The sequence below is a fragment of the Nocardioides sp. J54 genome, assembly GCF_000519005.1.
Lineage (GTDB): Bacteria > Actinomycetota > Actinomycetes > Propionibacteriales > Nocardioidaceae > Nocardioides.
In genome coordinates, this window is sequence record NZ_JAER01000040.1 from 1 (window position 1) to 21,999 (window position 21,999).

Genomic DNA, 21,999 nt, shown 5'->3' on the forward strand with positions numbered 1-21,999 from the left:
AGGGCGAGCCGTTGCGACCTCGACCACACGATCGAGCATGCTCGCGGTGGCCCGACGTGTCCGTGCAACCTCGTGCCCTTGTGCCGGCGCCACCACCGGGCCAAGACCTTCAGCCTCTGGCGCTACGTCACCATCCAGCCCGGCCACTACCTGTGGAAATCACCGAACGACCGGCACTTCCTGGTCGGCCCGAAGGGCACGAAGGTCCTCGACACCCCGCGCCGCGTTGATCCGGACGACTACTAGCCACCGAGCCCCACACCCCGCCCACCGGCGGGGTCATCGGCATGCCTGACCCTCCAGGACTGCCACCGGTCGAGGTGCGAGGCGCCCCAGCACCGACCTCCCGCCGCTGGTTGAGGTGCGAGGCGCCCCAGCGCCGACCTCCCGCCGCTGGTTGAGGTGCGAGGCGCCCCAGCGCCGAGCCTCGAAACCAGTGGCACCGATGCACCCGACTGTGGCACCACAGTTCGCCATCAAGGCCCGGAGGTTTCGAGGCTCCTCGCTGGCGCTCGTCGCACCTCAACCGCCGGGAGACAGCAGCGCTCCTAGACGTCATGCGAATCGTGGCCTGGAGCCCACGATTCGTATGACGTCCCGAGGAAGGCGGCCGACCGGCAGGGCCCCGCAGTCAAGGACGCCGAAGGCGCCGCGTAGCGGCGGAGCGCAGCGACGTCCTTGACGCCGGGGACCGGTCGGCTACGGTGCGCGGCCGCCGACACCAACCACGAAGCAACACTCACGCCGCTGGTTGAGGTGCGAGGCGCCCCAGCGCCGAGCCGCGAAACCAGCGGCACCAGCGCACCGACTGTGCCCACCAAGATCCGCCCGACACGCCCGGAGGCAGCATCCGGCAACGGGGCTCAGCCTTCGCGCACCACGCTGAGCGCCTTCGCCACCCGGTCCGGGTCGTCGTACGCCACCCAGGTGATCCGGGGGTCGTCCTTCCACCAGGCCATCTGGCGGCGGGCGAACTTGCGAGTGGCGATGATCGTCCGCTCCTGCGCCTCCTCGACGCTCATATGGCCGGCCAACACGGCCATGGCCTGGCGGTAGCCGATGGCGAGGGAGGCGGTGCGCCCCTCGGCGAGGCCGTCGGCGAGCAGGCGGTCGACCTCGTCGAGGAGGCCGGCGTCGAACATGGCGTGGACGCGGGTGGCGATGCGCTGCTCGAGGACGTCGCGCGGGATCTCGACGCCGACCTGCACGGTGGCGGGGTCGACGTACTCCTGCACGGGGAGGGTGGCGCTGAACGGGCGGCCGGTGAGCTCGATGACCTCGAGGGCGCGCACGATGCGGCGGCCGTTGGCGGGCTCGATCCGGTCGGCGGCGTCGGGGTCGAGCTCGCGGAGGCGGGCGTGGAGGGCGGCGGGGCCGACGTCGGCGAGCTCGGCCTCGTAGCGGGCGCGCAGGTCGGGGTCGGTGCCGGGGAAGTCGAAGCGGTCGAGGATCGCGCGGGTGTAGAGCGCGGAGCCGCCGACGAGGACCGGGACGCAGCCGCGGTCGCGGATGTCGGCGATCGCGGCGCGGGCCCAGCCCTGGAACTCGGCGACGGTCGCGGGGTCGCGCACGGACAGGGTGTCGAGCAGGTGGTGCGGGATGCCGCGTCGTTCGGAGACGGGCAGCTTCGCCGTACCGATGTCCATGCCGCGGTAGACCTGCATCGCGTCGGTGTTGACGACCTCTCCCCCGAGGGCCTCGGCGAGGTCGAGGGAGAGGGAGGTCTTGCCGCTGGCGGTGGGCCCGACGATGGCCACGACCGGGATCGGGGACGGGCGCTGCGGCATGGAGACAGTGTGGCAAGGTTGCTCCGACGGCCCGGAGCGGGTCGCCACCTTCGACCTTTGGGGGTTCTCGTGGGCTTTCTGGACAACGCCAAGGACAAGCTGACGGACGCCGTCGACAAGCACGGCGACAAGATCGGCGACGGCCTCGACAAGGCTGCCGACGTCGCGTCGAAGAAGACCGGCGGCAAGTTCGACGACAAGATCGACACCGGCGTCGAGAAGGCGAAGGACGCCCTCGACAGCCTCGACGGCAAGAACGACGACATCCGCTGAGTCCCACCCGCGTGTCCGTCCATGACCCGGCGACCGGGAAGACCCGCTTCGTCGTCGTCCCCGCCTCCTACGTCTTCCTCCTCCGCGAGGCGACCGGGGGCTCCGGCACCGAGGTGCTGCTGCAGCTGAGGCAGGGCACCGGCTACATGGACGGGCACTGGGCTGCCGCGGCCGCCGGCCACGTCGAGCGCGGCGAGACCGCCGAGCAGGCGGCGCGGCGCGAGGCGCTCGAGGAGGTCGCGGTCAGCGACCTCGACCTGTCGTTCGTCACCGCCATGCAGCGCACGGCGCGCGACCTGCCGATCGACGAGCGCATCGACTTCTTCTTCACCGCCCGCTCCTGGTCGGGAGAGCCGCGGATCGTCGAGGCGGCCAAGTGCGCGGACCTGCGGTGGTTCGCGCTCGACGACCTGCCCGACCCCGTCGTGCCGCACGAGCGAATCGTCCTCGACGGGCTGCGCACCGGCAACCTGGCGCCGCTGACGCACTTCGGCTTCTGAGCCTCCGGATCAAACCGCGCCGCGCGGATACCGCCCTACCGAGTGTTCCCGAGACACTGGGAGGGGATGGACATGAACGCTGACCTGCCACCGCAGCCCGAGCCGAAGGTGGAGCCGCCCGAGCCGGCACCCGGCGGGCCGAACAGCATCGAGGGCGTCGGGGGCGACGGGCCGCGCAGCACCGTGGGACGCGACCCGAACCCCATGCACAACCCGGCGACCGACGAGATCCCGGAGGCGGCCGTCGAGGAGGAGGACACCGACACCGCGGCCACCCGCGGCGACCCGGAGGTCCCGCCGGAGTCCGAGTCCCCGGCCTGAGCCGTCAGGCCCGGTTAGCGCAGCCGTACGACGTCGAGGCGGGTCTCCACGACCCCGCCGTCGGCGGAGCGCTCGACGAAGTAGGCGCCCTTGCCGTCGACCTCGGTGAACGCGCCGGCGACCTCGGTCCCGCGGTAGAGCACGCCGACGCCGTCGTCGGTGGCGTAGCCGGACGGCAGCACGCCGTCGCCGACGAGCTTGTGGAAGAGCGGGCGGCGCTGCTCCTCGGAGTCGTAGTGGACCCCGTTGGACCAGGGCAGCAGGCCGAGCCCGTTGGTGAACGGGCGCAGGTCGGGGCCGAAGGAGTCGGTCGTCCCGCCGACGTGCCAGCACAGCGAGCCGGCGGAGACCCCGGTGAGCACGACACCGGCCTCCCAGGCCTCGCGCAGGGCGGCGTCGACGCCGTGCAGCTCCCACATCGCGAGCAGCCCGGCGACGCTGCCGCCCCAGACCCAGATGACGTCCTGCTCGAGCAGGTGCCCGCGCACGTCCTCGATGTTGGGCATCGGGAAGAGCTGCAGGTGGCTGCCGTGGAAGCCGGCCTCCTGCGCCATGTCGTAGAAGTCCCGGATCACCGCCGGGGCGTCACCGCAGGCGGTGCCGATGAAGCAGACGCGGGGCGTGCGACCGTCCACACCGGCGAGGTCGATGGCATGACGGGTCAACGGGCCGACGCTCCAGCGCGTTCGTACGCCCGGAAGGATGCCGCCCGAGGTTGCGAGAATCGTTCGTTCCGCTGGCATCGGCCACGAACCTAGCCCAGCGGAGGCCTCCGGCTCAACGGCAGGCGGGAGCCTCCGGCAGCGGCGCGGGTACGCCGACGGACGGCATCCCGAGCCCGACGGCCGGTCCGGTGGCGGGCGGCTCGGCGGTGCGGCGCTCCCACGCGTCGCCCGAGCGGGTGCGGCGCAGCGAACGCACCGGGCCGTCGGCGACGAGGTGGTGCGGCGCGGCGTAGGTGACCTGGACGGTGACCATGTCGCCGGGGCGCGGTGCGCCCTCGACCTGGGAGAAGTCGGCCTCGAAGTGCACCAGCCGGTTGTCGGGCGCGCGGCCGGAGAGCCGCATGGTGGCGGCGTCCTTGCGGCCCTCGCCCTCGGCGACCATCAGCTCGAGCTCACGCCCGACCAGCCGCTTGTTCTCGTCCCACGTGATCTCGTTGACCAGCTCGACGAGGCGGTTGTAGCGGTCGGTCACCACGGCCTGGTCGACCTGGTCGGGCAGGGTGGCGGCCGGCGTGCCGGGGCGCTTGGAGTACTGGAAGGTGAACGCCCCGGAGAAGCGCGCCTCGCGGACGACCTTCAGCGTCTCCTGGAAGTCCTCCTCGGTCTCACCGGGGAAGCCGACGATGATGTCGGTGGTGATGGCGGCGTCGGGGATCGCGGCGCGCACGCGCTCGATGATGCCGAGGAACTTCTTCTGGCGGTAGGAGCGGCGCATGTCCTTGAGGACCTTCGAGGATCCCGACTGCAGCGGCATGTGCAGGCTCGGCATCACGTTCGGGGTCTCGGCCATCGCCTCGATGACGTCGTCGGTGAACTCGGCCGGGTGGGGGCTGGTGAAGCGCACCCGCTCGAGGCCCTCGATCTCGCCGCAGGCCCGCAGCAGCTTGGAGAAGGCCTGCCGGTCGCCGAACTCCACGCCGTACGCGTTGACGTTCTGGCCGAGCAGGGTGACCTCGGAGACGCCCTCGGCGACGAGCGCCTCGATCTCGGCGAGGATCTCGCCGGGGCGCCGGTCCTTCTCCTTGCCGCGCAGGCTCGGGACGATGCAGAAGGTGCAGGTGTTGTTGCAGCCGACGCTGACCGACACCCAGGCGGCGTAGGCGGACTCGCGCTTGGTGGGCAGCGTCGAGGGGAAGACGTCGAGCGACTCCAGGATCTCGACCTGCGCCTCCTGCTGGACCCGCGCCCGGTCGAGCAGCGCCGGCAGGGAGCCGATGTTGTGGGTGCCGAAGACGACGTCGACCCACGGGGCCTTCTTCACGACCGTGTCGCGGTCCTTCTGCGCCATGCAGCCGCCGACGGCGATCTGCATGCCGGGCCGCTTCGCCTTGACCGGCGCAAGGTGGCCGAGGTTGCCGTAGAGGCGGTTGTCCGCGTTCTCCCGCACCGCGCAGGTGTTGAAGACGACGACGTCGGCCTGCTCCCCCTCGGGGGCAGGCAGGTAGCCCGCGTCCTCGAGCAGCCCGGAGAGGCGCTCGGAGTCGTGCACGTTCATCTGGCACCCGTAGGTGCGGACCTCGTAGGTCCGGGGCTGCGCTGCGGTCGTCATGGCGTCCTCAAGGGTACGGCGGGCGGCGCGCACCCCCCGAATCTCGATGCCGTCACGAATTGGTCTCGGCGGCCCGTCGCTCTAGCCGGTGGCGTGGATCACGCGCTAGCGTCCGGACGCATGACCGTCTCCGACGATGCAGCGGTTGATCTCGGCAAGGTTCGCCCCGGCGAGCCTCTCGTGGAGCTGCACGGCGTCCAGAAGTGGTACGGCGACCTCCACGTCCTCCAGGACATCGACCTCACCGTCACGCGGGGTGAGGTCGTGGTCGTGATCGGCCCGTCGGGTTCCGGCAAGTCCACGCTGTGCCGCACCATCAACCGGCTCGAGACCGTCGACGAGGGCCAGATCCTCGTCGACGGCAAGGAGCTGCCGCAGGAGGGCAAGGCGCTCGCCGCACACCGTGCCGACGTCGGCATGGTGTTCCAGAGCTTTAACCTCTTCGCCCACAAGACGATCCTCGAGAACGTCACGCTCGGGCCGATCAAGGTCCGCAAGATGCCGAAGGCCGACGCCGAGGCCCTGGCGAAGGACCTCCTCGAACGCGTCGGCGTCGCCCACCAGGCGGCCAAGTACCCCGCCCAGCTCTCCGGCGGCCAGCAGCAGCGGGTCGCGATCGCCCGCGCCCTGGCCATGGAGCCGAAGGTGATGCTCTTCGACGAGCCGACCTCTGCGCTGGACCCGGAGATGATCAAGGAGGTCCTCGACGTCATGGTCCGTCTCGCGCAGCGCGGGATGACGATGATCGTGGTGACCCACGAGATGGGCTTCGCCCGCACGGCCGCCAACCGGGTGGTGTTCATGGCCGACGGCCAGATCGTCGAGACGGCCGATCCGGAGAGCTTCTTCACCAACCCGCAGAGCGATCGCGCCAAGGACTTCCTCGGCAAGATCCTCAAGCACTGACTGTTCGACCAACTCGGCTAGGAGAGGAAAGAAGGATGCGACTCAGGAAAGCCTTCGCGGCAGGTGCCGCAGGGATCGCAATTGCTGCCGGGCTGGCGGCCTGCGGTGACGCGGGCAACGACAGCGAGGGACGCGACGTCGAGGCCGCCGACGACTGTGACGGCAAGTTCGACGAGGGCACCCGCATGGCCGAGCTCGCCGAGGCGGGCAAGATCACCGTGGGCGTGAAGTACGACCAGCCCGGCCTCGGGTTCAAGGGCGCCACCGACGACGTGCCGAGCGGCTTCGACGTCGAGGTCGCCAAGCTGCTCGTCGCGGACCTGTGCATCGACCCCGCGTCGAGCAACGTGACGTGGGAGGAGACGATCTCCGACAACCGCGAGCCCTACCTCGAGTCGGGCAAGGTCGACGTCGTCCTGGCGTCGTACTCGATCACCGACGACCGCCGCAAGGTCGTCGGCCAGACCGGGCCCTACATGGTCACCGGCCAGCAGATCCTCGTGAAGGAGGACAGCGACGTCGCGGGCATCGAGGACCTCAAGGGCAAGGAGGTCTGCTCGGTGACCGGCTCCACGTCGCTGGAGAACGTCAAGGCCAAGGGCGCCAAGGGTGTCGGCGCCGACTCCTACTCCGAGTGTGCGGAGAAGGTCCTCGACGGCACCTACGCCGCGATGTCGACCGACGGCTCGATCCTCGCCGGCCTCGCCGCGCAGAACGAGGGCCAGCTCAAGGTCGTCGGCGACGAGTTCTCCGAGGAGCGCATCGGCGTCGGCTACAGCAAGGACCACCCGGAGATGTGCGAGTGGATCAACGGCGTCCTGGAGAAGGCGTTCGACGACGGATCGTGGGCCGAGGCCTTCGAGCTGACCCTCGGGCCCTCGGGCGTCGAGACTCCGGAGCCGCCGGAGCTGGACGCCTGCCAGTGACCCACGCCTGACCCCGGAGCCGGGGGCCTGCCCACCAGCGGGTCCCCGGCTCCCTCGACGGAGAGGGGGATGTCGTTGGAAGCGATCCTCGACAACCTCGACGAGTTCTTCAAGGCGTTCGGCTACACGCTCTTCCTGTTCCTGGTGACGGCCGTGGCCTCGTTGATCCTCGGCACGATCCTCGTGGCGATGCGGGTCGGACCGATCGCCGTGCTGCGCGTCCTCGGCTCGGTCTACGTGACGTTGGTGCGCAACACGCCACTCGTGCTCATCTTCATCTTCTTCCACTTCGCGGCCCCGATCATCGGGATCAACTTCAAGTGGGTCCAGGTGCACATCGGCACCTTCGACTTCACCTCGGCGTTTGCGACCGCCTTCGTCGCCCTGAGCCTCTACACCGCCTGCTTCGTCTGCGAAGGCCTGCGCTCGGGCGTCAACGCCGTCCCGATGGGCCAGGCCGAGGCAGCGCGGGCGATCGGGTTGCCGTTCCTCGGCGTCATGCGTGAGGTGATCCTCCCGCAGGCGGTCCGGGCCTCCGTCCCGCCGGTCGCCAGCGCGCTGATCGCGATGCTGAAGAACACCTCCGTCGCCGGCGTCTTCTTCCTCGCCGAAGCCACCGCCACCATGCGCGGGCTCACCAACGACTACAGCAGCCAGCGGATCGGGATCTTCCTCTGCTTCGCCGTCGGCTACATCGTGCTGGTCGAGATCGTGTCGATGATCTCGCTCGCCCTCGAACGACGCTGGAGGATCGCCTGATGGCCGCGAGTGTTCTCTTCGACGCGCCCGGGCCGCGGACCCGGGTCCGCCACCGCATCTACAGCATCGTCGCGTCGGCGGCAATCGTCGCCGCGCTCGCGTTCGCCGCGTGGAAGCTCTACGACGACGGCCAGTTCGAGTACGACCTGTGGGAAGCCTTCGTCACGCCGGACTACGTCCGGGCCCTGCTCGTCGACGGCCTGGTCGTCACGGTCACGATGGCCGTCTTCGCGATCATCGGCGCCGTCATCTTCGGGTTCCTCTTCGGCGTCGCCAAGATGTCCGACCATCGCTGGATCCGCTGGCCCGCGTGGGTGGTCGTGGAGTTCTTCCGCGCCATGCCCGTGCTGCTGCTGATGATCTTCGTGTTCTTCATGTGGTTCATCTCGTCGCGCGCCGGCTTCCTGTGGATCGACCAGGCCGGCGGCTTCTTCGCCGTCGTCATCGCGCTCACCTGCTACAACGGCGCCGTCCTCGCCGAGGTCGTCCGCGCGGGCGTGCAGGCGGTCCCGAAGGGGCAGGCGGAGGCGGCGTACGCCATCGGCATGCGCAAGACCCAGGTGATGACGATCATCCAGCTGCCCCAGGCGGTGAAGGTGATGCTGCCCGCGATCATCAGCCAGATGGTGGTGGCGCTGAAGGACACCAGCCTCGGCTACGCGGTCGCAGCCCCCGGCCTCACCAAGGTCGGCCAGCAGATCTACAAGGAGCTGCACAACCAGGTCCCGACCGCGATCGTGGTCGCGATCCTCTACGTCACCCTCAACCTGCTCCTGACCTGGCTGGCCACGTGGGTGCAGAGGCGGTTCGTCGGGGAGAAGAAGATCGACGTCGTCAAGGTCGCCGCCGGCATCGACGAGGACCGCGCCGCGCGCTGACCCCGGCCGGGCTCACTTCTTGCTGGTCACCCAGAGGTTGATGACGCCCTCGATCACGACCGTGCCGTCCTCGCGGACGCCGCGGACGCGGACCGGCAGGTCGCCGTCCGCGGTGTCCCACTGCTCCTGGTCGGTCTCGGCGATGCAGGTGATGCTGCTGGTGGCCTTGGCGGTGTAGGAGACCGTCATGCCCTTGGGGATCCAGCGCTTGCCGCTGGGGATGGTGGACTCGGCGAGACCGCCCATCGCCATCTCGAGGCCGTTGCACAGCGCGATGGCGTGCACGGTGCCGAGGTGGTTCTGCACGCTGCGTCGCTTGGGGATCACGACCTCGGCGTAGTTGGGCCGGAGCTCGGTCACGCGCGGGTGGATGCTGGCGAAGTAGGGCGCCTTCTGCGCGAACGCGAGCGAGAAGACCCGCTTGCCGATCGTGCCGCCGACGACGGGCAGGCCGGTCGTGGTCTTCCAGAGGTTCTGCACCTGGGTCATGGCGGCGACATTACTGGTCGGTAACAACTGCGGCAAGGGTGTCTCAGCGCACCCGGGCGACGACGAAGGTGCGCCGGAAGGGGAAGACCACGCCGTGGCCGTCGTCGGGGTACGCCGCCCGCAGCCGTGACTTGTACTCCGCCTCGAACCGCGGGCGGAGGTCCGTGGGCAGGCCCTGGAGCACCGGGCGGGCCCCGGTGCCGGAGACCCAGGTGAAGACCGGGTCCTCGCCGTGCAGGACGTGGAGGTAGGTCGTCTCCCAGGCGTCGACCTCGCACCCGAGCGGCTGCAGGGCCCGCAGGTAGGTCGCGGCGTCGTGGGCGGAGACCCGGGCGGCGCCGGCGGTGTGGGCGTCGTACGGCGGCTCGGCGGCCAGCTCCGCCAGCAGGGTGTGGCTCGGGGCGACGTGGTTGCCCGGCACCTGGAAGGCCAGCCAGCCGCCGGGGGCGACGGCGCGGACCAGGTCGGGCAGCAGGTCGAGGTGGTCGGGGACCCACTGCAGGGTCGCGTTGGACACCAGCACGTCAACGGAGCCGGGCTCGGCGCCGCGCAGCCAGTCGCGCAGGTCGGCCCTGTGGAAGACGACGCGCTCGGCGGCCGGACTGTCGGTGGCCGCGCGCACCATGTCGGCACTGGAGTCGATGCCGGTGACCGCAGCAGCCGGCCAGCGGTCAGCGAGGAGGGAGGTGAGGTTGCCAGGTCCACAACCGAGGTCGACGACCACCCGCGGCCCGGTGGCGTCGACGCGCGCGACGAGGTCGACGAACGGGCGCCCGCGCTCCCCCGCGAAGGCGAGGTAGCGGTCCGGGTCCCACGTCGTCACGAGCGGTCCGCCGCCCGCTCGTGGAGGTGCTCGAGGATCCGGGCGTTGACCACGTCGGGTCGCTCGAGCTGGAGGAAGTGACCTGCTCCCTCCACGACCGCGACCCGGCTGCCGGCGGGCAGCCGGCTGGCGGTCCGGGCGGCCCAGCGCGGGTCGAGGCAGCCGTCGTCGGCGCCCTGCAGGAACAGCAGCGGCAGTCGTGGCTCGCTGACCCAGTCACGTGCGTGCGACTGGTAGGCGGCCGGGAGGCGCCAGGTGCGCGGCTGCGCGCGGTAGTAGCCGATCGCGGCGGACCGGTGGGCGTCGTCCGGCAGGGCGGCCGCGAGGTGGGCGAGGTCCTCGCGCGCGTCGTAGCCGGGCGACCAGCGGTGCCACAGGTGCGCGACGAACCGGTCGAAGGTGCGCTCGGGCAGGCCGGGCAGCTGGTTGAAGACGGTGTACCAGCTGAAGGTCGCCTGCCGCGACAGGATCCGCAGCCAGCGGGTCCAGTCGTCCGCGCCCGGGTGCATCGCCGGGATCGGCGGGACGGCCAGCGCCACGACGTCGCCGAACGGGTTCGCCGCGGCCGCGGCGATGCCGTTGGCGGTGATGGCGCCCCAGTCGTGGCCGACGAGCAGCGCGCGGTCGTCGCCGCGGAGGTGGCGGTGCAGCGCGATCGCGTCGTCCATGAGCGCCGGCACGTGGTAGCTGCCGTCGGCGGGCAGGTCGCTGGGCGCGTAGCCGCGGGTGAACGGCGCGACGACGCGATAGCCCTCCTCGGCCAGCACGGGACCGAGGTGGCGCCAGGTGTGCGCGGTATCCGGGAAGCCGTGCAGCAGCACGGCGAGCGGCCGGTCGAGGTCGCCCACGTCGCCCCAGCTGAGGCTGGCCAGGGTGATCCGCTCGAGGGTGTCGGTGCGCTGGTCCACGGCTCGACCCTACGCGCCGCCTATCTTGACATCAAGATTCTCGACGCATCCGCTACGGTGAGCACATGCGGGACGAGGTGGACGACCTGGTGGAGGCCTGGGCGCGCGAGCGCCACGACCTCGACCTCGGCCCGGTCGCCGTGTTCAGCCGGATCTCCCGGCTGGCCCACCACGTCGACCGCGCCCGGCGGCAGGCCTTCATGGCGCACGACATCGAGCTCTGGGAGTTCGACGTGCTCGCCGCGCTGCGGCGGGCGGGCGCGCCCTACGAGCTCTCCCCCGGCCGCCTGCTGCGCGAGACGCTGGTGACCAGCGGGACGATGACCAACCGCGTCGACCGGCTGGCGACGCGGGGCCTCGTCGAGCGCCACCCGGACCCGTCGGACCGGCGGGGCGTGCTGGTGCGCCTGACGCCTGAGGGCAAGGACGCCGTCGACGGCGCGTTCGGCGCGCTGCTCGACGCCGAGCGGGAGCTGCTGGCCGGGCTGTCGCCGTCGGACCAGAAGGAGCTGGCCGACCTGCTCCGGCGCCTGCTGGTGCCCTTCGCCGGCCAGGACTAGCCCGGCTGGGCGCTCTCGCCCCGTGGGTGGCGGCGCAGCTGCCACCCCAGCAGCGGCAGGCCCGCGCCGAAGCAGACGAGCCCGAGCACGCCGGCGACGAGGTAGTGCCGCGGGATGTCGGCGAAGGAGCTGCGGTAGGTGCGGCGGTCGTCACTGCGGAGCAGCCCGACGTAGTCGCCAGCGAGGTAGAGACCGGCGACGACGCCGTCGGGACCCCGCTTCTTGCCGGTGTAGGCGCTGCCGAAGCCGTCGTCGGCCGGCACGAAGTGGATCCGGGTCCGGTACCCGTCGCCCGAGCGGGTCCGCCGCCGGTCGAGCTCGCCGGGCACGGCGGAGAGGCAGTCGTCGGCGGTCGGGCTCGGCTGGTCGCAGAGGTCGAGGGCGTCGTACCTGCGGTCGTTGGCGACGTGGCCGAGCACCCAGCTGCCGAGCGCGGTGACGAGGCCGAGCACGACCACGGCGGCCGCGAGCCGCTGGCCGGTCGTGCGCAGGCCACGCGGGTCGAGCGCACCGACCCAGCCGAGGTCCCGAGAACGCCCCATCGTCAGTGCAGCAGCTCCGCGGCCTCGAGCCACTCCATCTCGGCGGCCTCCTTCTCCTCGTGCAGCGCTCCCAGCGCCTCGGAGATCTCGGTGAGCTTCCCCGGGTCGGAGGCGTGCGCCGCCAGCTGCTCGGTCAGCTCCGCCTCGCGCGCGGCGAGCCGGGCGAGGACCTTGTCGAGCCGCGCCACCGTCTTGCGCGCCGCCCGCTCCTCGGCCGAGCCGGGCTTGGCCTTCGGAGTGGTGGCGGGGGTGGTGGCGGGGGCGGCGTCCGCGGACGGCGGGCCGGGCACGGGCGCGGCCGGGGTGGCCGGCGCGGGCTTCGCGACGTCGAGGTGCATGGCCGCGGCCCGGCGCTCGAGGTACTCGTCGACCCCGCGCGGCAGCATCGAGATCTGGCCGTCTCCGAGCAGGGCCCACACGGAGTCGGTGACCCGCTCGAGGAAGTAGCGGTCGTGCGAGACCACGACCAGGGTGCCGGGCCACCCGTCCAGGAAGTCCTCGAGCACGTTGAGGGTCTCGATGTCGAGGTCGTTGGTGGGCTCGTCGAGGAGCAGCACGTTCGGCTCGGTGAGCAGCAGCCTCAGGAGCTGGAAGCGGCGCCGCTCGCCGCCGGAGAGGTCGCCGAGACGGGCGGTGAGCTTGTCCCCGGTGAAGCCGAAGCGCTCGAGCATCGAGGTCGCGCTGATCTCGCCGTCGGCGGTGCGGGTGACGCGGCGGATCGACTCGACGGTGGCGAGCACCCGCGACTCGGGGTCCTCGAACTCCACACTCTGCGAGAGGTGCTGGAGCGCGACGGTGCGGCCGTGGCGCACCGTGCCGGCCTGCGGGGCGGCCTCACCGGCGAGCAGGCACAGGACGGAGGTCTTTCCGGCGCCGTTGACCCCGACCAGTCCGACGCGGTCGCCGGGGCCCAGGCGCCAGGTGGCCTGCTTCAGCAGCTGCCGCGGGCCACGGGAGAAGTCGACGTCCTCGACGTCGATGACGTCCTTGCCGAGGCGCTGGGCCGCGAAGCGCTGGAGCTCGAGCCGGTCGCGCGGCGGGGGGACGTCCTCGATCAGCGCGTTGGCGGCGTCGATGCGGAACTTCGGCTTGGACGTGCGGGCGGGGGCGCCGCGGCGCAGCCAGGCCAGCTCCTTGCGGACGAGGTTCTGCCGGCGGGCCTCGGAGGCGGCCGCCTGCCGCTGCCGCTCGGCCTTCGCGAGCACGAAGGCGGCGTACCCGCCCTCGTAGCTGTCGACGACGCCGTCGTGGACCTCCCAGGTCTGCTGGCAGACGGCGTCGAGGAACCACCGGTCGTGGGTGACCACGACGAGCGCGGAGGAGCGGGCGGCGAGGTGCGAAGCCAGCCAGGCCACCGCCTCGACGTCGAGGTGGTTGGTCGGCTCGTCGAGGATGATCAGGTCGTGCTCGCCGAGCAGCAGCCCGGCCAGGGCGCAGCGGCGGCGCTCGCCGCCGGAGAGGCCGGCGACGGCGCGGTCGAGGTCGATGCCGGCGAGCAGCACGTCGACGATCTCCCGCAGCCGGGAGTCGGCCGCCCACTCGTGGTCGGCCATGCCTTGCAGCACGACCTCGCGGACGGTGTGGCTGTCCTCGAAGTCGTCGTGCTGCGCGAGCACACCGAGCAGGAGCCCCCGCTGGCGGGAGACGCGACCCTCGTCGGGCTCCTCGGCGCCGGTCATGATCCGCAGCAGCGTGGTCTTGCCGTCGCCGTTGCGGCCGACGATGCCGATCCGCTCGCCGGCGGACACGCCGAGCGAGACGTCGGTGAGCAGCGGCCGGATGCCGTAGGACTTCGAGACCCGCTCGAGGTTGAGCAGGCTCCGTCCCGTCCCGGGCTCAGGCATAGGTCACCACGTGCGCTCCGGCGACCGGTCCCGGTGCGATCGTGCACCGCAGGCCACGCTCGGTCAGCTCCGCCACGGCGTTGCGCGCCTCCTCGACGTCGTCGTGCAGCATCAGCAGGGTCGGCCCGGACCCGGACAGCAGGACGCCGTCGGGGCCGAGGACCCGCAGCTGGGCCTCGACGTCGACGAGGTCGGGGCGCAGGTCGCGGGCCGCGGCCCACAGGTCGTTGTGCAGCAGGGCGCCGACCTCGTCGGTGTAGCCCTCGGCGAGGGCATCGAGCAGCGCCTGCGGGAGCGACGGCTCGGCCTCCGCGTCCGGGGCGAGCAGGTCGAAGCGCCGGTAGACCTCCGGCGTCGACAGGCCCTGGTCGGAGAGGACGACGACCCACCACACCGAGGTGCTGTCCGGGACGGGGGTGACGACCTCGCCGCGGCCGGTGCCCAGGGCGGTGCCGCCGACGAGCGCGAAGGGGACGTCGCTGCCCAGCTCGCCGGCGATGCGCAGCAGGTCCTCGTCGCTGGTCTGCAGGTCCCAGAGCCGGTCGAGCGCGAGCAGGGTCGCTGCGGCGTCAGCGGAGCCGCCCGCCATCCCGCCCATCACGGGGATGCCCTTGGCGATGGTGATCCGCGCCGCCAGGTCCAGGCCGTGGTGCGCGACGAGCGCGCGGCCGGACCGGATGGCGATGTTGTCGTCGTCGAGGGGCACGCCGTCGACCGGGGAGGTCAGGCCGACGGACCAGTCGGGGGCCTCGGTGACCGTGACGTCGTCGTACAGCCCCACGGCCTGGTAGACGGTGGCCAGCGGGTGGAAGCCGTCCGCACGGGGGCTGCCGACCCCGAGGTGCAGGTTGATCTTGGCCGGCGCCCGGACGGTGACCCGGGCGTTCGGCTCGACGCGCGCCTCACTCATCGGCGCCTGCCTGCTCCCGCAGCGCGACGGTGAGGGCGACGAACTCGTCGATGCCGAGCATCTCGCCGCGGGTGAGCGGGTCGATCCCGGCGGCCCGCAGCGCGGCCTCGGCGGGCTCGGAGCCCCCGGCGAGGGTGCGCAGCGCGCCGCGCAGCGCCTTGCGCCGCTGCGCGAAGGCTGCGTCGATGACCGCGAACACCTCCTCGCGGGTGACCCGGTCCGTGGGCGGCTCGCGGCGGGTCCACGCGACGAGACCCGAGTCGACGTTCGGGGCGGGCCAGAAGACGTTGCGGCCGATGGCACCGGCGCGGCGCACGTCGGCGAACCAGGCGGCCTTGGCCGAGGGGACGCCGTAGACCTTCGACCCGGGCGGGGCCGCGAGCCGGTCGGCGACCTCGGCCTGCACCATCACCAGGCCGTGCTCCAGCGACGGCAGCAGCGCCATCAGGTGCAGCAGGACCGGGACGGAGACGTTGTAGGGCAGGTTCGCGACGAGCGCCTGCGGCGGCGGGCCGGGTACGACGTCGACCGTCATCGCGTCCGCGAGCACGACCTGGAACCGGTCGGCCTGCGCGGGCGCGTAGGCGGCGATCGTGGTGGGCAGCTCGCCGGCGAGCAGCGGGTCGACCTCGATCGCGGTGACCGTCGCGCCGGCCTCGAGGAGGGCGAGGGTCAGCGAGCCGAGGCCCGGGCCGACCTCGACGACGACCTCGCCGTCGACCACTCCGGACTCGCGCACGATGCGGCGCACGGTGTTGGCGTCGATGACGAAGTTCTGACCGCGCTGCTTGGTCGGGCGCAGGTCGAGGCGCGCGGCGAGTTCGCGGACCTCCGCCGGACCGAGGAGGCGCGGCAGGGAGGTCTCGGTCATGCCCATCAGCCTAGGGCCCGGGGGAACCGGACCGGCGTCGTGGTCGAGGCCGACGGCGAGCGGGTCGAGCTCGGCGACGTCGCCCTGCACGACGGTGCGTGGGTCGTGTTCGCCGGCTGACCCGCTCGCCGTGAGCGGATGACCGGGAGCGTCGGTCGCGGGGACCGTCAGCGGGGCAGGCCCAGCTGGGCGGAGCAGTGCGGCCAGGCGCCGTACCCGCCGGAGGCGTCGCGGAGCTTGGTCGCGATGGCGATCTGGGTCTCGCGCGAGGCCTGGTGCGGGTAGCCGGTGCCGCCGTACGCCTGCCAGGTGCCGAGGTTGAACTGCAGGCCGCCGTAGTAGCCGTTGCCCGTGTTGATCGCCCAGTTGCCGCCGGACTCGCACTGCGCGAGGCGGTCCCAGACGGAGTTGCCGCCGGCGAAGTTCGGCGCGACCTCCCTGGTGCCCACGTGGACGACCTCGGTGCGCGGCGCCTTCTTCACGTCCTCCTTGAGGACGACGCGGCGCACGACGTCACCGTTGCGGACGACCACGCGGTAGGTCACGTCGCGGACGCCGTCGACGCCCTCGGTGACGACCTTGGCCTCGCCCTTGTTCATGGAGTCGTCGGGGACCTCGCGGGTCGCGGCCGGGATGGTCTCGGCCTTGACCCGGCGCTTGCGGTGCTCGATGTCGACGTAGACCACCCGGTCGCCGTCCTTCACCCTGGCCTTGCGGCCGGGGCGGACGCGGTCGAGGGCGTCCAGCTCGACGCCGGCCAGCTCGAGGGCCTCCTCGACGGTCAGAGCGGGGACGGTCTTGCGCACGGGCTTCTTGCCGGCCAGCTTCAGGACGAGCGTCTTCGGGGTGACGACCTCGATCTCGGCGCCGCCACGGTCGATGCTGGCGCTACGGCTGGTGGAGAGCCGGCTGTCGGCGTACAGAACGCCGATCTGGTCGAGCGCACCGTTGACGTCCAGGGCGGTCACCCAGTGGGTCGACGTCTTGCCGTCGACCGTCAGCTCGACGGGGCGGCTGTACCGGACGGCGATGCGGTCGCCGTCCTCGACCTGCTCGTCGAGGCCGGGCTGGACGAGGTCGCGGTCGGAGACCTCGACGCCCTCGTCCTCGAGCACGTCGCGGACGGTGCCGCCGAACGTGCTGACGGTGCGCTCCTTGCCGTCGACGGCGAGCGTGACCTCGTCAGAGAGGGACGAGTAGCCCCAGGTCACCGTGGAGACGGCGAGGAGGACCCCGACGACGGTGGCGACGAGGGCGACCCGGCTCTGGGTCAGCTTGTGGACGATCCCCTTGAGGGACTGGGCGAGGTGAGGGCGCGCAACTGGCACGATTCTCCGAACTTCGTACTCCCCGGGCCTCGGTGACCAGTCGCGTCCGGGCCCCCCAGGCCTGCGTCAGAACAGGCTCCGGACTCCGTGCGGACTGGTCGGGAAGGTGCTCCCCCGATCCCGGCCGACCCGTCTACCAGAACAAGGTCCGGAGGTCGATGCAACTCCTGAGAGCCCTCTTCAGGCGGTGGACGTGACTCGTCTCACGTCCTTCCGCTTGCTCTTGCAAGCATCCTGCTGGCGCCCTGCAAGCGATCTCCTGCCGCTCGGGCCGGCCTACCAGGTGCCGCCGAAGGCCGTCTCGGTGTTGGTGTCGATGGCGGCGCAGAGCTCACCGAGGTCGTCGCCGCGCTCGGCGGCCATCGCCCGCACCGTGAGCGGCACGAGGTACGACGCGTTCGTGCGGCCGCGGTGCGGCACCGGGGTCAGGTAGGGGGCGTCGGTCTCCACCAGCAGTCGGTCGCGCGGGACCACGCGCAGGGCCTCGCGCAGGGGCTCGGCGTTCTTGAAGGTGACCGTGCCGGCGAAGGACAGGAAGGCGCCGCGGTCGAGGCAGGCACGGGCGAAGTCCGCGTCCCCGGAGAAGCAGTGCATCACCCACCGCTGCGGGGTGCCCTCGGCGTCGAGCACCTCCAGCACCTCGTCGTGGGTGTCGCGGTCGTGGATGACGAGGGTCTTGTCGAGCCGCTTCGCGATGTCGATGTGCCGCGCGAAGGACTCGACCTGCACGGCGCGGCCGTCCTCCCCCGTGCGGAAGGCGTCGAGGCCGGTCTCCCCCACCGCGCGCACCTTCTCGTGGGCGCCGGCGAGGTCCTCGATCTCCTCCAACGCGGCCTCGAGCGCGGCGCGCCCACCGTCGGCGAGGATGCGCGGCGCCTCGTTGGGGTGCAGGGCGACGCCGGCGACCAGGGCGTGGTGGTCCGCGGCCGCGGCGACCGCCCAGCGGGCGCCGGGCAGGTCGCAACCGATCTGCACGATCCGCGGGACGCCCACGGCGGCCGCTGCAGCGAGCGCCTCGGTCACCGGCCACGGCTCGTCGCCCCGACCGATGTCGAGGTGGCAGTGGTTGTCGACGACCGGGTGCGGCAGCGGCTCCGGGACCGGCGGGCGCTGGTCGCTCACGACGCGGCGGGGGTCGGGCGGACGCGGGCGAGGATCGCGGCGACGAGGCGGTCCGGCGCGTGGGTGGGGACCCAGTGCGAGACCCCCTGCAGCTCGACGAACCGGAAGGGCGCGTCGACCCAGGCGTCGGTGTGGGCGGGGCCCCACCGGTCGACGGCGACGTCGCCGTCGCTCCAGACCATCGTGGTCGGCACGGTGACGGTCCGGCGCAGCAGGCGCGGGTCCTCCAGAGCCATGGCGCGGTACCAGTTGAGCGCCGTGGGGAGCGCCCCGTCGGCGACGACCTCGGCGCGGAACCGCTCCGCGTCCTGCTCGGTCATCCCGAAGGAGGCGACGAGCCGGTCGGCGGCGCGGGAGCCCAGCAGGCGCTCCGGCAGCAGGGGCAGCTGGAAGGCCAGCATGTACCAGGAGTGGAGCAGCTGGGTGCTGCGGACCATCGCCTTCATGAACACCAGCGGGTGCGGGACGGACACCGCGGTCAGCGTCGCCACCCGGTCGGGGTGGTGCGCGGCGAGCAGCCACGCCGGGATCGCGCCCCAGTCGTGGCCCACGACGTGCACCTTCCCCTGCGGGGCGACCGCCTCGGCGAGCGCGAGGACGTCGGCGAGCAGCTCGCGCATCCGGTACGCACGACGACCGGGCGGCCGTGCGCCACGGGAGTAGCCGCGCTGGTCCATCGCCACCGTGCGGTAGCCCGCGGCGTGCAGCTGCGGCGCGACCAGCCGCCAGCAGGTGGACCGCTCCGGGAAGCCGTGGAGCAGCAGCACGGGCTCGCCGTCGACCGGGCCCTCGTCGTACACGTCGAAGGTGAGGGTGCCGCGGACCAGGCTGGTCAGCCTCCCGGTCGCGGTCGGGTCGGTCGGGTCAGTCATCTCAGTCATCGATGTGCACCACCTGGTAGACGTCGCGCTTCGGCACCCCAGCCTGTACGGCGACCGCCGCGATCGCATCCTTGCGCCGCATCCCGGACTCCTCGAGCTCGGCGACGGCGGCGCGCAGGCTGGCGGGGTCGCTGGACAGGGCGGCCGCCGGCTCGGCGCCGGAGACGACGATGGTCACCTCGCCGCGCACCCCTTCCGCGGCCCAGTCGACGAGCTCGGCGAGCGGGCCGCGTCGTACCTCCTCGTGGGTCTTGGTCAGCTCACGGCACACGACGGCGGCACGGTCGGCGCCGAACGCGTCGCGCATCGCGGCGAGCGCGGCCTCGGTGCGGTGCGGTGCCTCGAAGAACACCATCGTGCGCTGCTCGGCACCGAGGTCGGCCAGGCGCCGGGCGCGCTCGCCGGCCTTGCGGGGCAGGAAGCCCTCGAAGCAGAACCGGTCGACCGGCAGGCCGGACACCGCGAGCGCGGTGAGCACCGCGGACGGCCCCGGCACCGCCGTGACCCGGATGCCCTGCTCGACGGCGGCGGCGACGAGGCGGTAGCCCGGGTCGCTCACGCTGGGCATGCCGGCGTCGGTGACCAGCACGACCCGCTCCCCCGCGACGAGCGCCTCGACCAGGGTCGGGGTGCGTGCGGACTCGTTGCCCTCGAAGTAGGACACGACGCGTCCGCGGAGCTCGATGCCGAGGTCGGTGGTGAGCCGCCGCAACCGGCGGGTGTCCTCCGCCGCCACGACGTCGGCGGCCGCCAGCTCCTCGGCGAGGCGGGGCGGGGCGTCGCCGACCTGGCCGATCGGGGTGCCTGCGAGGACGAGGACTCCGGTCACGGTGAGGATCCTCGCACGGTTGCGTAGGCTTCCCGACCGTGACCGTCGTCGAGGAGGAGGGCCGCCGCACGTCCGCTGGCCCGCGCAGCCTCACGACCCTCTCGTCCACGGCGGCAGGACGCCGGGTGCCCCACGCGATCGACCGCGCGCTCGGCCCCCTGCGCCACCTCCGCGCCCGCCAGCGGCTCGTCGGCTGGCTCGGCCCTATCGCGATCACCCTGCTGGCGCTCGGCCTGCGCCTGGTCGGGCTCGGCGACCCGAAGCGCTTCGCCTTCGACGAGACCTACTACGCCAAGGACGCGTGGTCGCTGCTCAACAACGGCTACATCCAGACCTACCTGGACGACGTCGACGGCAACACCAAGACCGACATCAACGCCGACATCCTCGCCGGGCACACGCAGGACGTGTGGACCGGTGAGCCCTCGCTCGCGGTGCACCCCGACGTCGGGAAGTGGCTGATCGCGCTCGGCGAGAAGGCGTTCGGCATGGACCCGTTCGGCTGGCGGATCTCCGCCGCGGTCGCGGGCGCGCTGATGGTCCTCGTCATCTGCCGGCTGGTACGACGCCTGACCGGGTCGACGCTGCTCGGCTGCGTCGCTGGCACGCTGCTGATGCTCGACGGCCTGCACTTCGTGCTGTCGCGGCTCGCCCTGCTCGACATCTTCCTCGCGCTCTTCCTGCTGTGCGGGGTGCACTGCATCGTCGCCGACCGGGACTGGTTGCGCCGCCGCCTCGCCGCCCGCGCCGCCCTGCGGGAGGACGGCACCCTGCCCGGCTGGGGCGGGCGGGTCCTGCTCCGCCCGTGGCTGCTCGCCGGCGGCATCTGCTTCGGCCTGGCGATCGGCACCAAGTGGACCGCGCTCTACCCGCTGGCCGCCTTCGGCGTGCTGTGCTGGCTCTGGAGCGCCGGTGCCCGGCGGATGCTCGGCATCCGGTTCGCCGTGCTCAAGGGCGCCGTCGCCGACGGCGTACCCGCCTTCGTGCACCTCGTCGTCGTCGCCGGCCTCGTCTACGTCGCGACGTGGGGAGGCTGGCTGGCGCACGCGAACGAGTACGAGGAGCACCTCAGCTCCACGCAGTACCGCCAGTACACCGGCCAGGGCCACTGCGCGGACGACGACGACTCCTACGTCGCCACCGACCTCGACGACACGAAGAAGTGGCCGACCGCGACCGAGAAGGACGCCGACGGCCTGGGCGAGGCCTGGCAGTCGCTGCGCTCGCTCTGGTACTACCACCAGGACGTCTTCACCTTCCACACCCACTTCCTCAACTGCTCCGAGCACTTCTACGAGTCGAAGCCGTCGAGCTGGCTGCTGATCAACCGCCCGGTGGGTGTGGCCGTCACCAACGACATCCCGCCCGGCGAGCAGGGCTGCGGCGCCCCCGCCGGCAGCGACTGCATCAAGCAGGTGCTCCTGCTGCCGACCCCGGTGCTGTGGTGGGGCGGCCTGGTCGCCCTGCTCTTCTCCGCCGTGATGTGGGTCGGCGCCCGCGACTGGCGCTACGGCCTCGCCGTCGTCGGCGCCCTGTCCACCTGGCTGCCGTGGATGCAGTACGACGACCGCCCGATCTTCATCTTCTACGCGATCGCGGTGCTGCCGTTCACCGTCATCGCCACCACCCTCGCGATCGGCCACCTCATCGGCCCGTCCCGCCTGCCCTCGGCGCGCCGTACCGTCGGCGTCGTGGTCGGCGGCGCCTTCGTCATCCTCACCCTCGTCAACTTCGCCTGGTTCTGGCCCATCTGGACCAACCAGCTGCTCACCCACAGCGAGTGGCTCGACCGCATCTGGTTCACCCGCTGGGTCTAGCCCGGCCTGCAAGCGCACCACGACGAGGTGCGGGTTGTGGCGGCGCGACGTGCGGGTCATGTCCGGCGCTACCCCGACCACGAGGCGCACCTCAGGCAGCCACAAGGCGCACCTCGCGGAACCATGAGGCGCACCTCGTCGTGGTGGATCAGTGGTTGCGCAGGGCGTCGATGAGCTCGTCCTTGTTCATCTTCGAGCGGCCCTCGATGTCGAGCTCGGCGGCGCGGTCCTGGAGCTCGTCGACGGTCCAGTCCTCGTAGTCGCCGGCCTTGCCGCCGCGGCGGCCGACCTCGGAGGCACCCTCGTTGTCGGCGGCGTTGGAGATGCGGGCGGCCTTCTCCTTGCTGGCGCCGTCCTCACGCAGCTCCTCGTACATGTCGGGGTTCTTGATCCCGGGACCGTGGTCCTTGCCGGGCATGGCAGCTCCTCTCGTGGTCCGTGCTGGGTCACC

At 72.0% G+C, this 21,999-nt stretch carries 25 protein-coding genes; 10 read left to right on the plus strand and 15 right to left on the minus strand.

Translation table 11 applies throughout. The features are described 5' to 3' along the window. On the plus strand, nucleotides 1–246 hold a 246-nt coding region (locus tag NOCJ54_RS26970; protein WP_198020272.1), incomplete at its 5' end, for an HNH endonuclease. Nucleotides 247–863: 617 nt separating this feature from the next. On the opposite strand, the gene miaA is transcribed toward NOCJ54_RS26970, so the two are convergent. After that, nucleotides 864–1,787: a tRNA (adenosine(37)-N6)-dimethylallyltransferase MiaA gene (gene miaA / locus NOCJ54_RS0119020; protein ID WP_028656758.1), complete on the minus strand. Its 924-nt coding sequence runs from the start codon at nucleotides 1,785–1,787 to the stop codon at nucleotides 864–866. A 69-nt stretch (nucleotides 1,788–1,856) separates the two neighbouring features. Here miaA and NOCJ54_RS0119025 point away from each other — a divergent pair, with 69 nt between their 5' ends. From NOCJ54_RS0119025 to NOCJ54_RS0119035, 3 genes are all read left to right on the plus strand, one after another. After that, a complete protein-coding gene (locus NOCJ54_RS0119025; RefSeq protein ID WP_028656759.1) occupies nucleotides 1,857–2,060 on the plus strand; it encodes an antitoxin in 204 nt (67 codons plus the stop codon). Between the two features lie 11 nt (nucleotides 2,061–2,071). Next, nucleotides 2,072–2,560, plus strand: a complete 489-nt coding sequence (locus NOCJ54_RS0119030) for an NUDIX domain-containing protein (protein ID WP_028656760.1) — start codon at nucleotides 2,072–2,074, stop codon at nucleotides 2,558–2,560. 72 nt (nucleotides 2,561–2,632) lie between these two features. Next, nucleotides 2,633–2,881, plus strand: coding sequence for a hypothetical protein (locus tag NOCJ54_RS0119035; RefSeq protein WP_145725345.1), 249 nt, complete (start codon nucleotides 2,633–2,635; stop codon nucleotides 2,879–2,881). A gap of 14 nt (nucleotides 2,882–2,895) precedes the next feature. On the opposite strand, the gene NOCJ54_RS0119040 is transcribed toward NOCJ54_RS0119035, so the two are convergent. Together NOCJ54_RS0119040 and miaB are read right to left on the minus strand one after the other, a co-directional pair. After that, nucleotides 2,896–3,546, minus strand: coding sequence for a peptidase E (locus tag NOCJ54_RS0119040; RefSeq protein WP_232221836.1), 651 nt, complete (start codon nucleotides 3,544–3,546; stop codon nucleotides 2,896–2,898). Nucleotides 3,547–3,658: 112 nt separating this feature from the next. Continuing rightward, nucleotides 3,659–5,155 carry a tRNA (N6-isopentenyl adenosine(37)-C2)-methylthiotransferase MiaB gene (gene miaB / locus NOCJ54_RS0119045; RefSeq protein ID WP_028656763.1) on the minus strand — a complete coding sequence of 499 codons (1,497 nt, stop codon included), beginning with the start codon at nucleotides 5,153–5,155 and terminating at the stop codon, nucleotides 3,659–3,661. 120 nt (nucleotides 5,156–5,275) lie between these two features. On the opposite strand from miaB, the gene NOCJ54_RS0119050 reads away from it, so the two are divergent. The 4 genes from NOCJ54_RS0119050 (at nucleotide 5,276) to NOCJ54_RS26975 (ending at nucleotide 8,624) form a co-directional block, all read left to right on the plus strand. Further along, nucleotides 5,276–6,061, plus strand: a complete 786-nt coding sequence (locus NOCJ54_RS0119050) for an amino acid ABC transporter ATP-binding protein (RefSeq protein ID WP_028656764.1) — start codon at nucleotides 5,276–5,278, stop codon at nucleotides 6,059–6,061. 35 nt (nucleotides 6,062–6,096) lie between these two features. Next, entirely contained in the window at nucleotides 6,097–6,987 is an 891-nt protein-coding gene (locus NOCJ54_RS0119055; RefSeq protein ID WP_028656765.1) for a glutamate ABC transporter substrate-binding protein, read from the plus strand. A gap of 69 nt (nucleotides 6,988–7,056) precedes the next feature. Beyond that, nucleotides 7,057–7,746, plus strand: coding sequence for an amino acid ABC transporter permease (locus tag NOCJ54_RS0119060; RefSeq protein ID WP_051486099.1), 690 nt, complete (start codon nucleotides 7,057–7,059; stop codon nucleotides 7,744–7,746). After that, complete coding sequence (locus tag NOCJ54_RS26975; RefSeq protein WP_051486101.1) at nucleotides 7,746–8,624, plus strand: amino acid ABC transporter permease; 879 nt, start codon at nucleotides 7,746–7,748, stop codon at nucleotides 8,622–8,624. The genes NOCJ54_RS0119060 and NOCJ54_RS26975 overlap by 1 nt, the downstream gene beginning before the upstream one ends. Nucleotides 8,625–8,636: 12 nt before the next feature. On the opposite strand, the gene NOCJ54_RS0119070 is transcribed toward NOCJ54_RS26975, so the two are convergent. The 3 genes from NOCJ54_RS0119070 to NOCJ54_RS0119080 are packed head-to-tail and all read right to left on the minus strand — an operon-like array spanning nucleotide 8,637 to nucleotide 10,844. After that, a complete protein-coding gene (locus NOCJ54_RS0119070) occupies nucleotides 8,637–9,113 on the minus strand; it encodes a hotdog fold domain-containing protein (protein ID WP_028656767.1) in 477 nt (158 codons plus the stop codon). A gap of 43 nt (nucleotides 9,114–9,156) precedes the next feature. Continuing rightward, the gene (locus NOCJ54_RS0119075) at nucleotides 9,157–9,936 is read right to left on the minus strand and encodes a methyltransferase domain-containing protein (protein ID WP_028656768.1); all 780 of its coding nucleotides are present in this window, start codon (nucleotides 9,934–9,936) and stop codon (nucleotides 9,157–9,159) included. Next, nucleotides 9,933–10,844 (minus strand): alpha/beta fold hydrolase, encoded by a 912-nt coding sequence (locus tag NOCJ54_RS0119080; RefSeq protein ID WP_028656769.1) that lies wholly within the window; start codon nucleotides 10,842–10,844, stop codon nucleotides 9,933–9,935. Before NOCJ54_RS0119080 ends, NOCJ54_RS0119075 begins: the two co-directional genes overlap by 4 nt. A 65-nt stretch (nucleotides 10,845–10,909) precedes the next feature. On the opposite strand from NOCJ54_RS0119080, the gene NOCJ54_RS0119085 reads away from it, so the two are divergent. Beyond that, nucleotides 10,910–11,404, plus strand: coding sequence for a MarR family winged helix-turn-helix transcriptional regulator (locus tag NOCJ54_RS0119085; protein ID WP_028656770.1), 495 nt, complete (start codon nucleotides 10,910–10,912; stop codon nucleotides 11,402–11,404). Here the strand turns inward: NOCJ54_RS0119085 and NOCJ54_RS0119090 are convergent. The 8 genes from NOCJ54_RS0119090 to rsmI all read right to left on the minus strand — a co-directional run bounded on the left by NOCJ54_RS0119090 (nucleotide 11,401) and on the right by rsmI (nucleotide 19,731). Beyond that, the gene (locus tag NOCJ54_RS0119090) at nucleotides 11,401–11,946 is read right to left on the minus strand and encodes a hypothetical protein (protein ID WP_028656771.1); all 546 of its coding nucleotides are present in this window, start codon (nucleotides 11,944–11,946) and stop codon (nucleotides 11,401–11,403) included. The genes NOCJ54_RS0119085 and NOCJ54_RS0119090 overlap by 4 nt on opposite strands. Before the next feature lie 2 nt (nucleotides 11,947–11,948). Beyond that, nucleotides 11,949–13,790: an ABC-F family ATP-binding cassette domain-containing protein gene (locus tag NOCJ54_RS0119095; protein WP_028656772.1), complete on the minus strand. Its 1,842-nt coding sequence runs from the start codon at nucleotides 13,788–13,790 to the stop codon at nucleotides 11,949–11,951. Continuing rightward, a complete protein-coding gene (locus NOCJ54_RS0119100) occupies nucleotides 13,783–14,700 on the minus strand; it encodes a 4-(cytidine 5'-diphospho)-2-C-methyl-D-erythritol kinase (protein WP_028656773.1) in 918 nt (305 codons plus the stop codon). The genes NOCJ54_RS0119095 and NOCJ54_RS0119100 overlap by 8 nt, the downstream gene beginning before the upstream one ends. Further along, a complete protein-coding gene (gene rsmA, locus NOCJ54_RS0119105; RefSeq protein ID WP_028656774.1) occupies nucleotides 14,693–15,571 on the minus strand; it encodes a 16S rRNA (adenine(1518)-N(6)/adenine(1519)-N(6))-dimethyltransferase RsmA in 879 nt (292 codons plus the stop codon). The genes NOCJ54_RS0119100 and rsmA overlap by 8 nt, the downstream gene beginning before the upstream one ends. 167 nt (nucleotides 15,572–15,738) lie before the next feature. Then, nucleotides 15,739–16,899 (minus strand): resuscitation-promoting factor, encoded by a 1,161-nt coding sequence (locus NOCJ54_RS30565; protein WP_269634549.1) that lies wholly within the window; start codon nucleotides 16,897–16,899, stop codon nucleotides 15,739–15,741. A gap of 276 nt (nucleotides 16,900–17,175) precedes the next feature. Next, on the minus strand, nucleotides 17,176–18,021 hold the full coding sequence (locus NOCJ54_RS0119120) for a TatD family hydrolase (protein ID WP_028656775.1): 846 nt from the start codon (nucleotides 18,019–18,021) through the stop codon (nucleotides 17,176–17,178). Further along, on the minus strand, nucleotides 18,018–18,893 hold the full coding sequence (locus NOCJ54_RS0119125; protein ID WP_028656776.1) for an alpha/beta fold hydrolase: 876 nt from the start codon (nucleotides 18,891–18,893) through the stop codon (nucleotides 18,018–18,020). The genes NOCJ54_RS0119120 and NOCJ54_RS0119125 overlap by 4 nt, the downstream gene beginning before the upstream one ends. 1 nt (nucleotide 18,894) lies before the next feature. Then, nucleotides 18,895–19,731 carry a 16S rRNA (cytidine(1402)-2'-O)-methyltransferase gene (gene rsmI, locus NOCJ54_RS0119130; RefSeq protein WP_028656777.1) on the minus strand — a complete coding sequence of 279 codons (837 nt, stop codon included), beginning with the start codon at nucleotides 19,729–19,731 and terminating at the stop codon, nucleotides 18,895–18,897. 38 nt (nucleotides 19,732–19,769) lie between these two features. Here rsmI and NOCJ54_RS26985 point away from each other — a divergent pair, with 38 nt between their 5' ends. Continuing rightward, nucleotides 19,770–21,548 carry a dolichyl-phosphate-mannose--protein mannosyltransferase gene (locus NOCJ54_RS26985; RefSeq protein ID WP_051486104.1) on the plus strand — a complete coding sequence of 593 codons (1,779 nt, stop codon included), beginning with the start codon at nucleotides 19,770–19,772 and terminating at the stop codon, nucleotides 21,546–21,548. A 148-nt stretch (nucleotides 21,549–21,696) separates the two neighbouring features. Here the strand turns inward: NOCJ54_RS26985 and NOCJ54_RS0119140 are convergent, their stop codons facing one another. Next, the gene (locus NOCJ54_RS0119140) at nucleotides 21,697–21,966 is read right to left on the minus strand and encodes a DUF7218 family protein (protein ID WP_028656778.1); all 270 of its coding nucleotides are present in this window, start codon (nucleotides 21,964–21,966) and stop codon (nucleotides 21,697–21,699) included. Nucleotides 21,967–21,999 lie beyond the last annotated feature (33 nt).

What these genes read in the sequence shown, in the direction of transcription:
- NOCJ54_RS0119140 (WP_028656778.1), bottom strand. Translation starts at nt 21,966, where the DNA reads ATGCCCGGCAAGGACCACGGTCCCGGGATCAAGAACCCCGACATGTAC.
- NOCJ54_RS0119085 (WP_028656770.1), top strand. Translation starts at nt 10,910, where the DNA reads ATGCGGGACGAGGTGGACGACCTGGTGGAGGCCTGGGCGCGCGAGCGC.
- NOCJ54_RS0119035 (WP_145725345.1), top strand. Translation starts at nt 2,633, where the DNA reads ATGAACGCTGACCTGCCACCGCAGCCCGAGCCGAAGGTGGAGCCGCCC.
- NOCJ54_RS0119050 (WP_028656764.1), top strand. Translation starts at nt 5,276, where the DNA reads ATGACCGTCTCCGACGATGCAGCGGTTGATCTCGGCAAGGTTCGCCCC.
- NOCJ54_RS0119095 (WP_028656772.1), bottom strand. Translation starts at nt 13,790, where the DNA reads ATGCCTGAGCCCGGGACGGGACGGAGCCTGCTCAACCTCGAGCGGGTC.
- NOCJ54_RS0119090 (WP_028656771.1), bottom strand. Translation starts at nt 11,946, where the DNA reads ATGGGGCGTTCTCGGGACCTCGGCTGGGTCGGTGCGCTCGACCCGCGT.
- miaA (WP_028656758.1), bottom strand. Translation starts at nt 1,787, where the DNA reads ATGCCGCAGCGCCCGTCCCCGATCCCGGTCGTGGCCATCGTCGGGCCC.
- NOCJ54_RS26975 (WP_051486101.1), top strand. Translation starts at nt 7,746, where the DNA reads ATGGCCGCGAGTGTTCTCTTCGACGCGCCCGGGCCGCGGACCCGGGTC.
- NOCJ54_RS0119060 (WP_051486099.1), top strand. Translation starts at nt 7,057, where the DNA reads ATGTCGTTGGAAGCGATCCTCGACAACCTCGACGAGTTCTTCAAGGCG.
- NOCJ54_RS0119125 (WP_028656776.1), bottom strand. Translation starts at nt 18,893, where the DNA reads ATGACTGACCCGACCGACCCGACCGCGACCGGGAGGCTGACCAGCCTG.
- miaB (WP_028656763.1), bottom strand. Translation starts at nt 5,155, where the DNA reads ATGACGACCGCAGCGCAGCCCCGGACCTACGAGGTCCGCACCTACGGG.
- NOCJ54_RS0119070 (WP_028656767.1), bottom strand. Translation starts at nt 9,113, where the DNA reads ATGACCCAGGTGCAGAACCTCTGGAAGACCACGACCGGCCTGCCCGTC.
- NOCJ54_RS0119100 (WP_028656773.1), bottom strand. Translation starts at nt 14,700, where the DNA reads ATGAGTGAGGCGCGCGTCGAGCCGAACGCCCGGGTCACCGTCCGGGCG.
- NOCJ54_RS0119055 (WP_028656765.1), top strand. Translation starts at nt 6,097, where the DNA reads ATGCGACTCAGGAAAGCCTTCGCGGCAGGTGCCGCAGGGATCGCAATT.
- rsmA (WP_028656774.1), bottom strand. Translation starts at nt 15,571, where the DNA reads ATGACCGAGACCTCCCTGCCGCGCCTCCTCGGTCCGGCGGAGGTCCGC.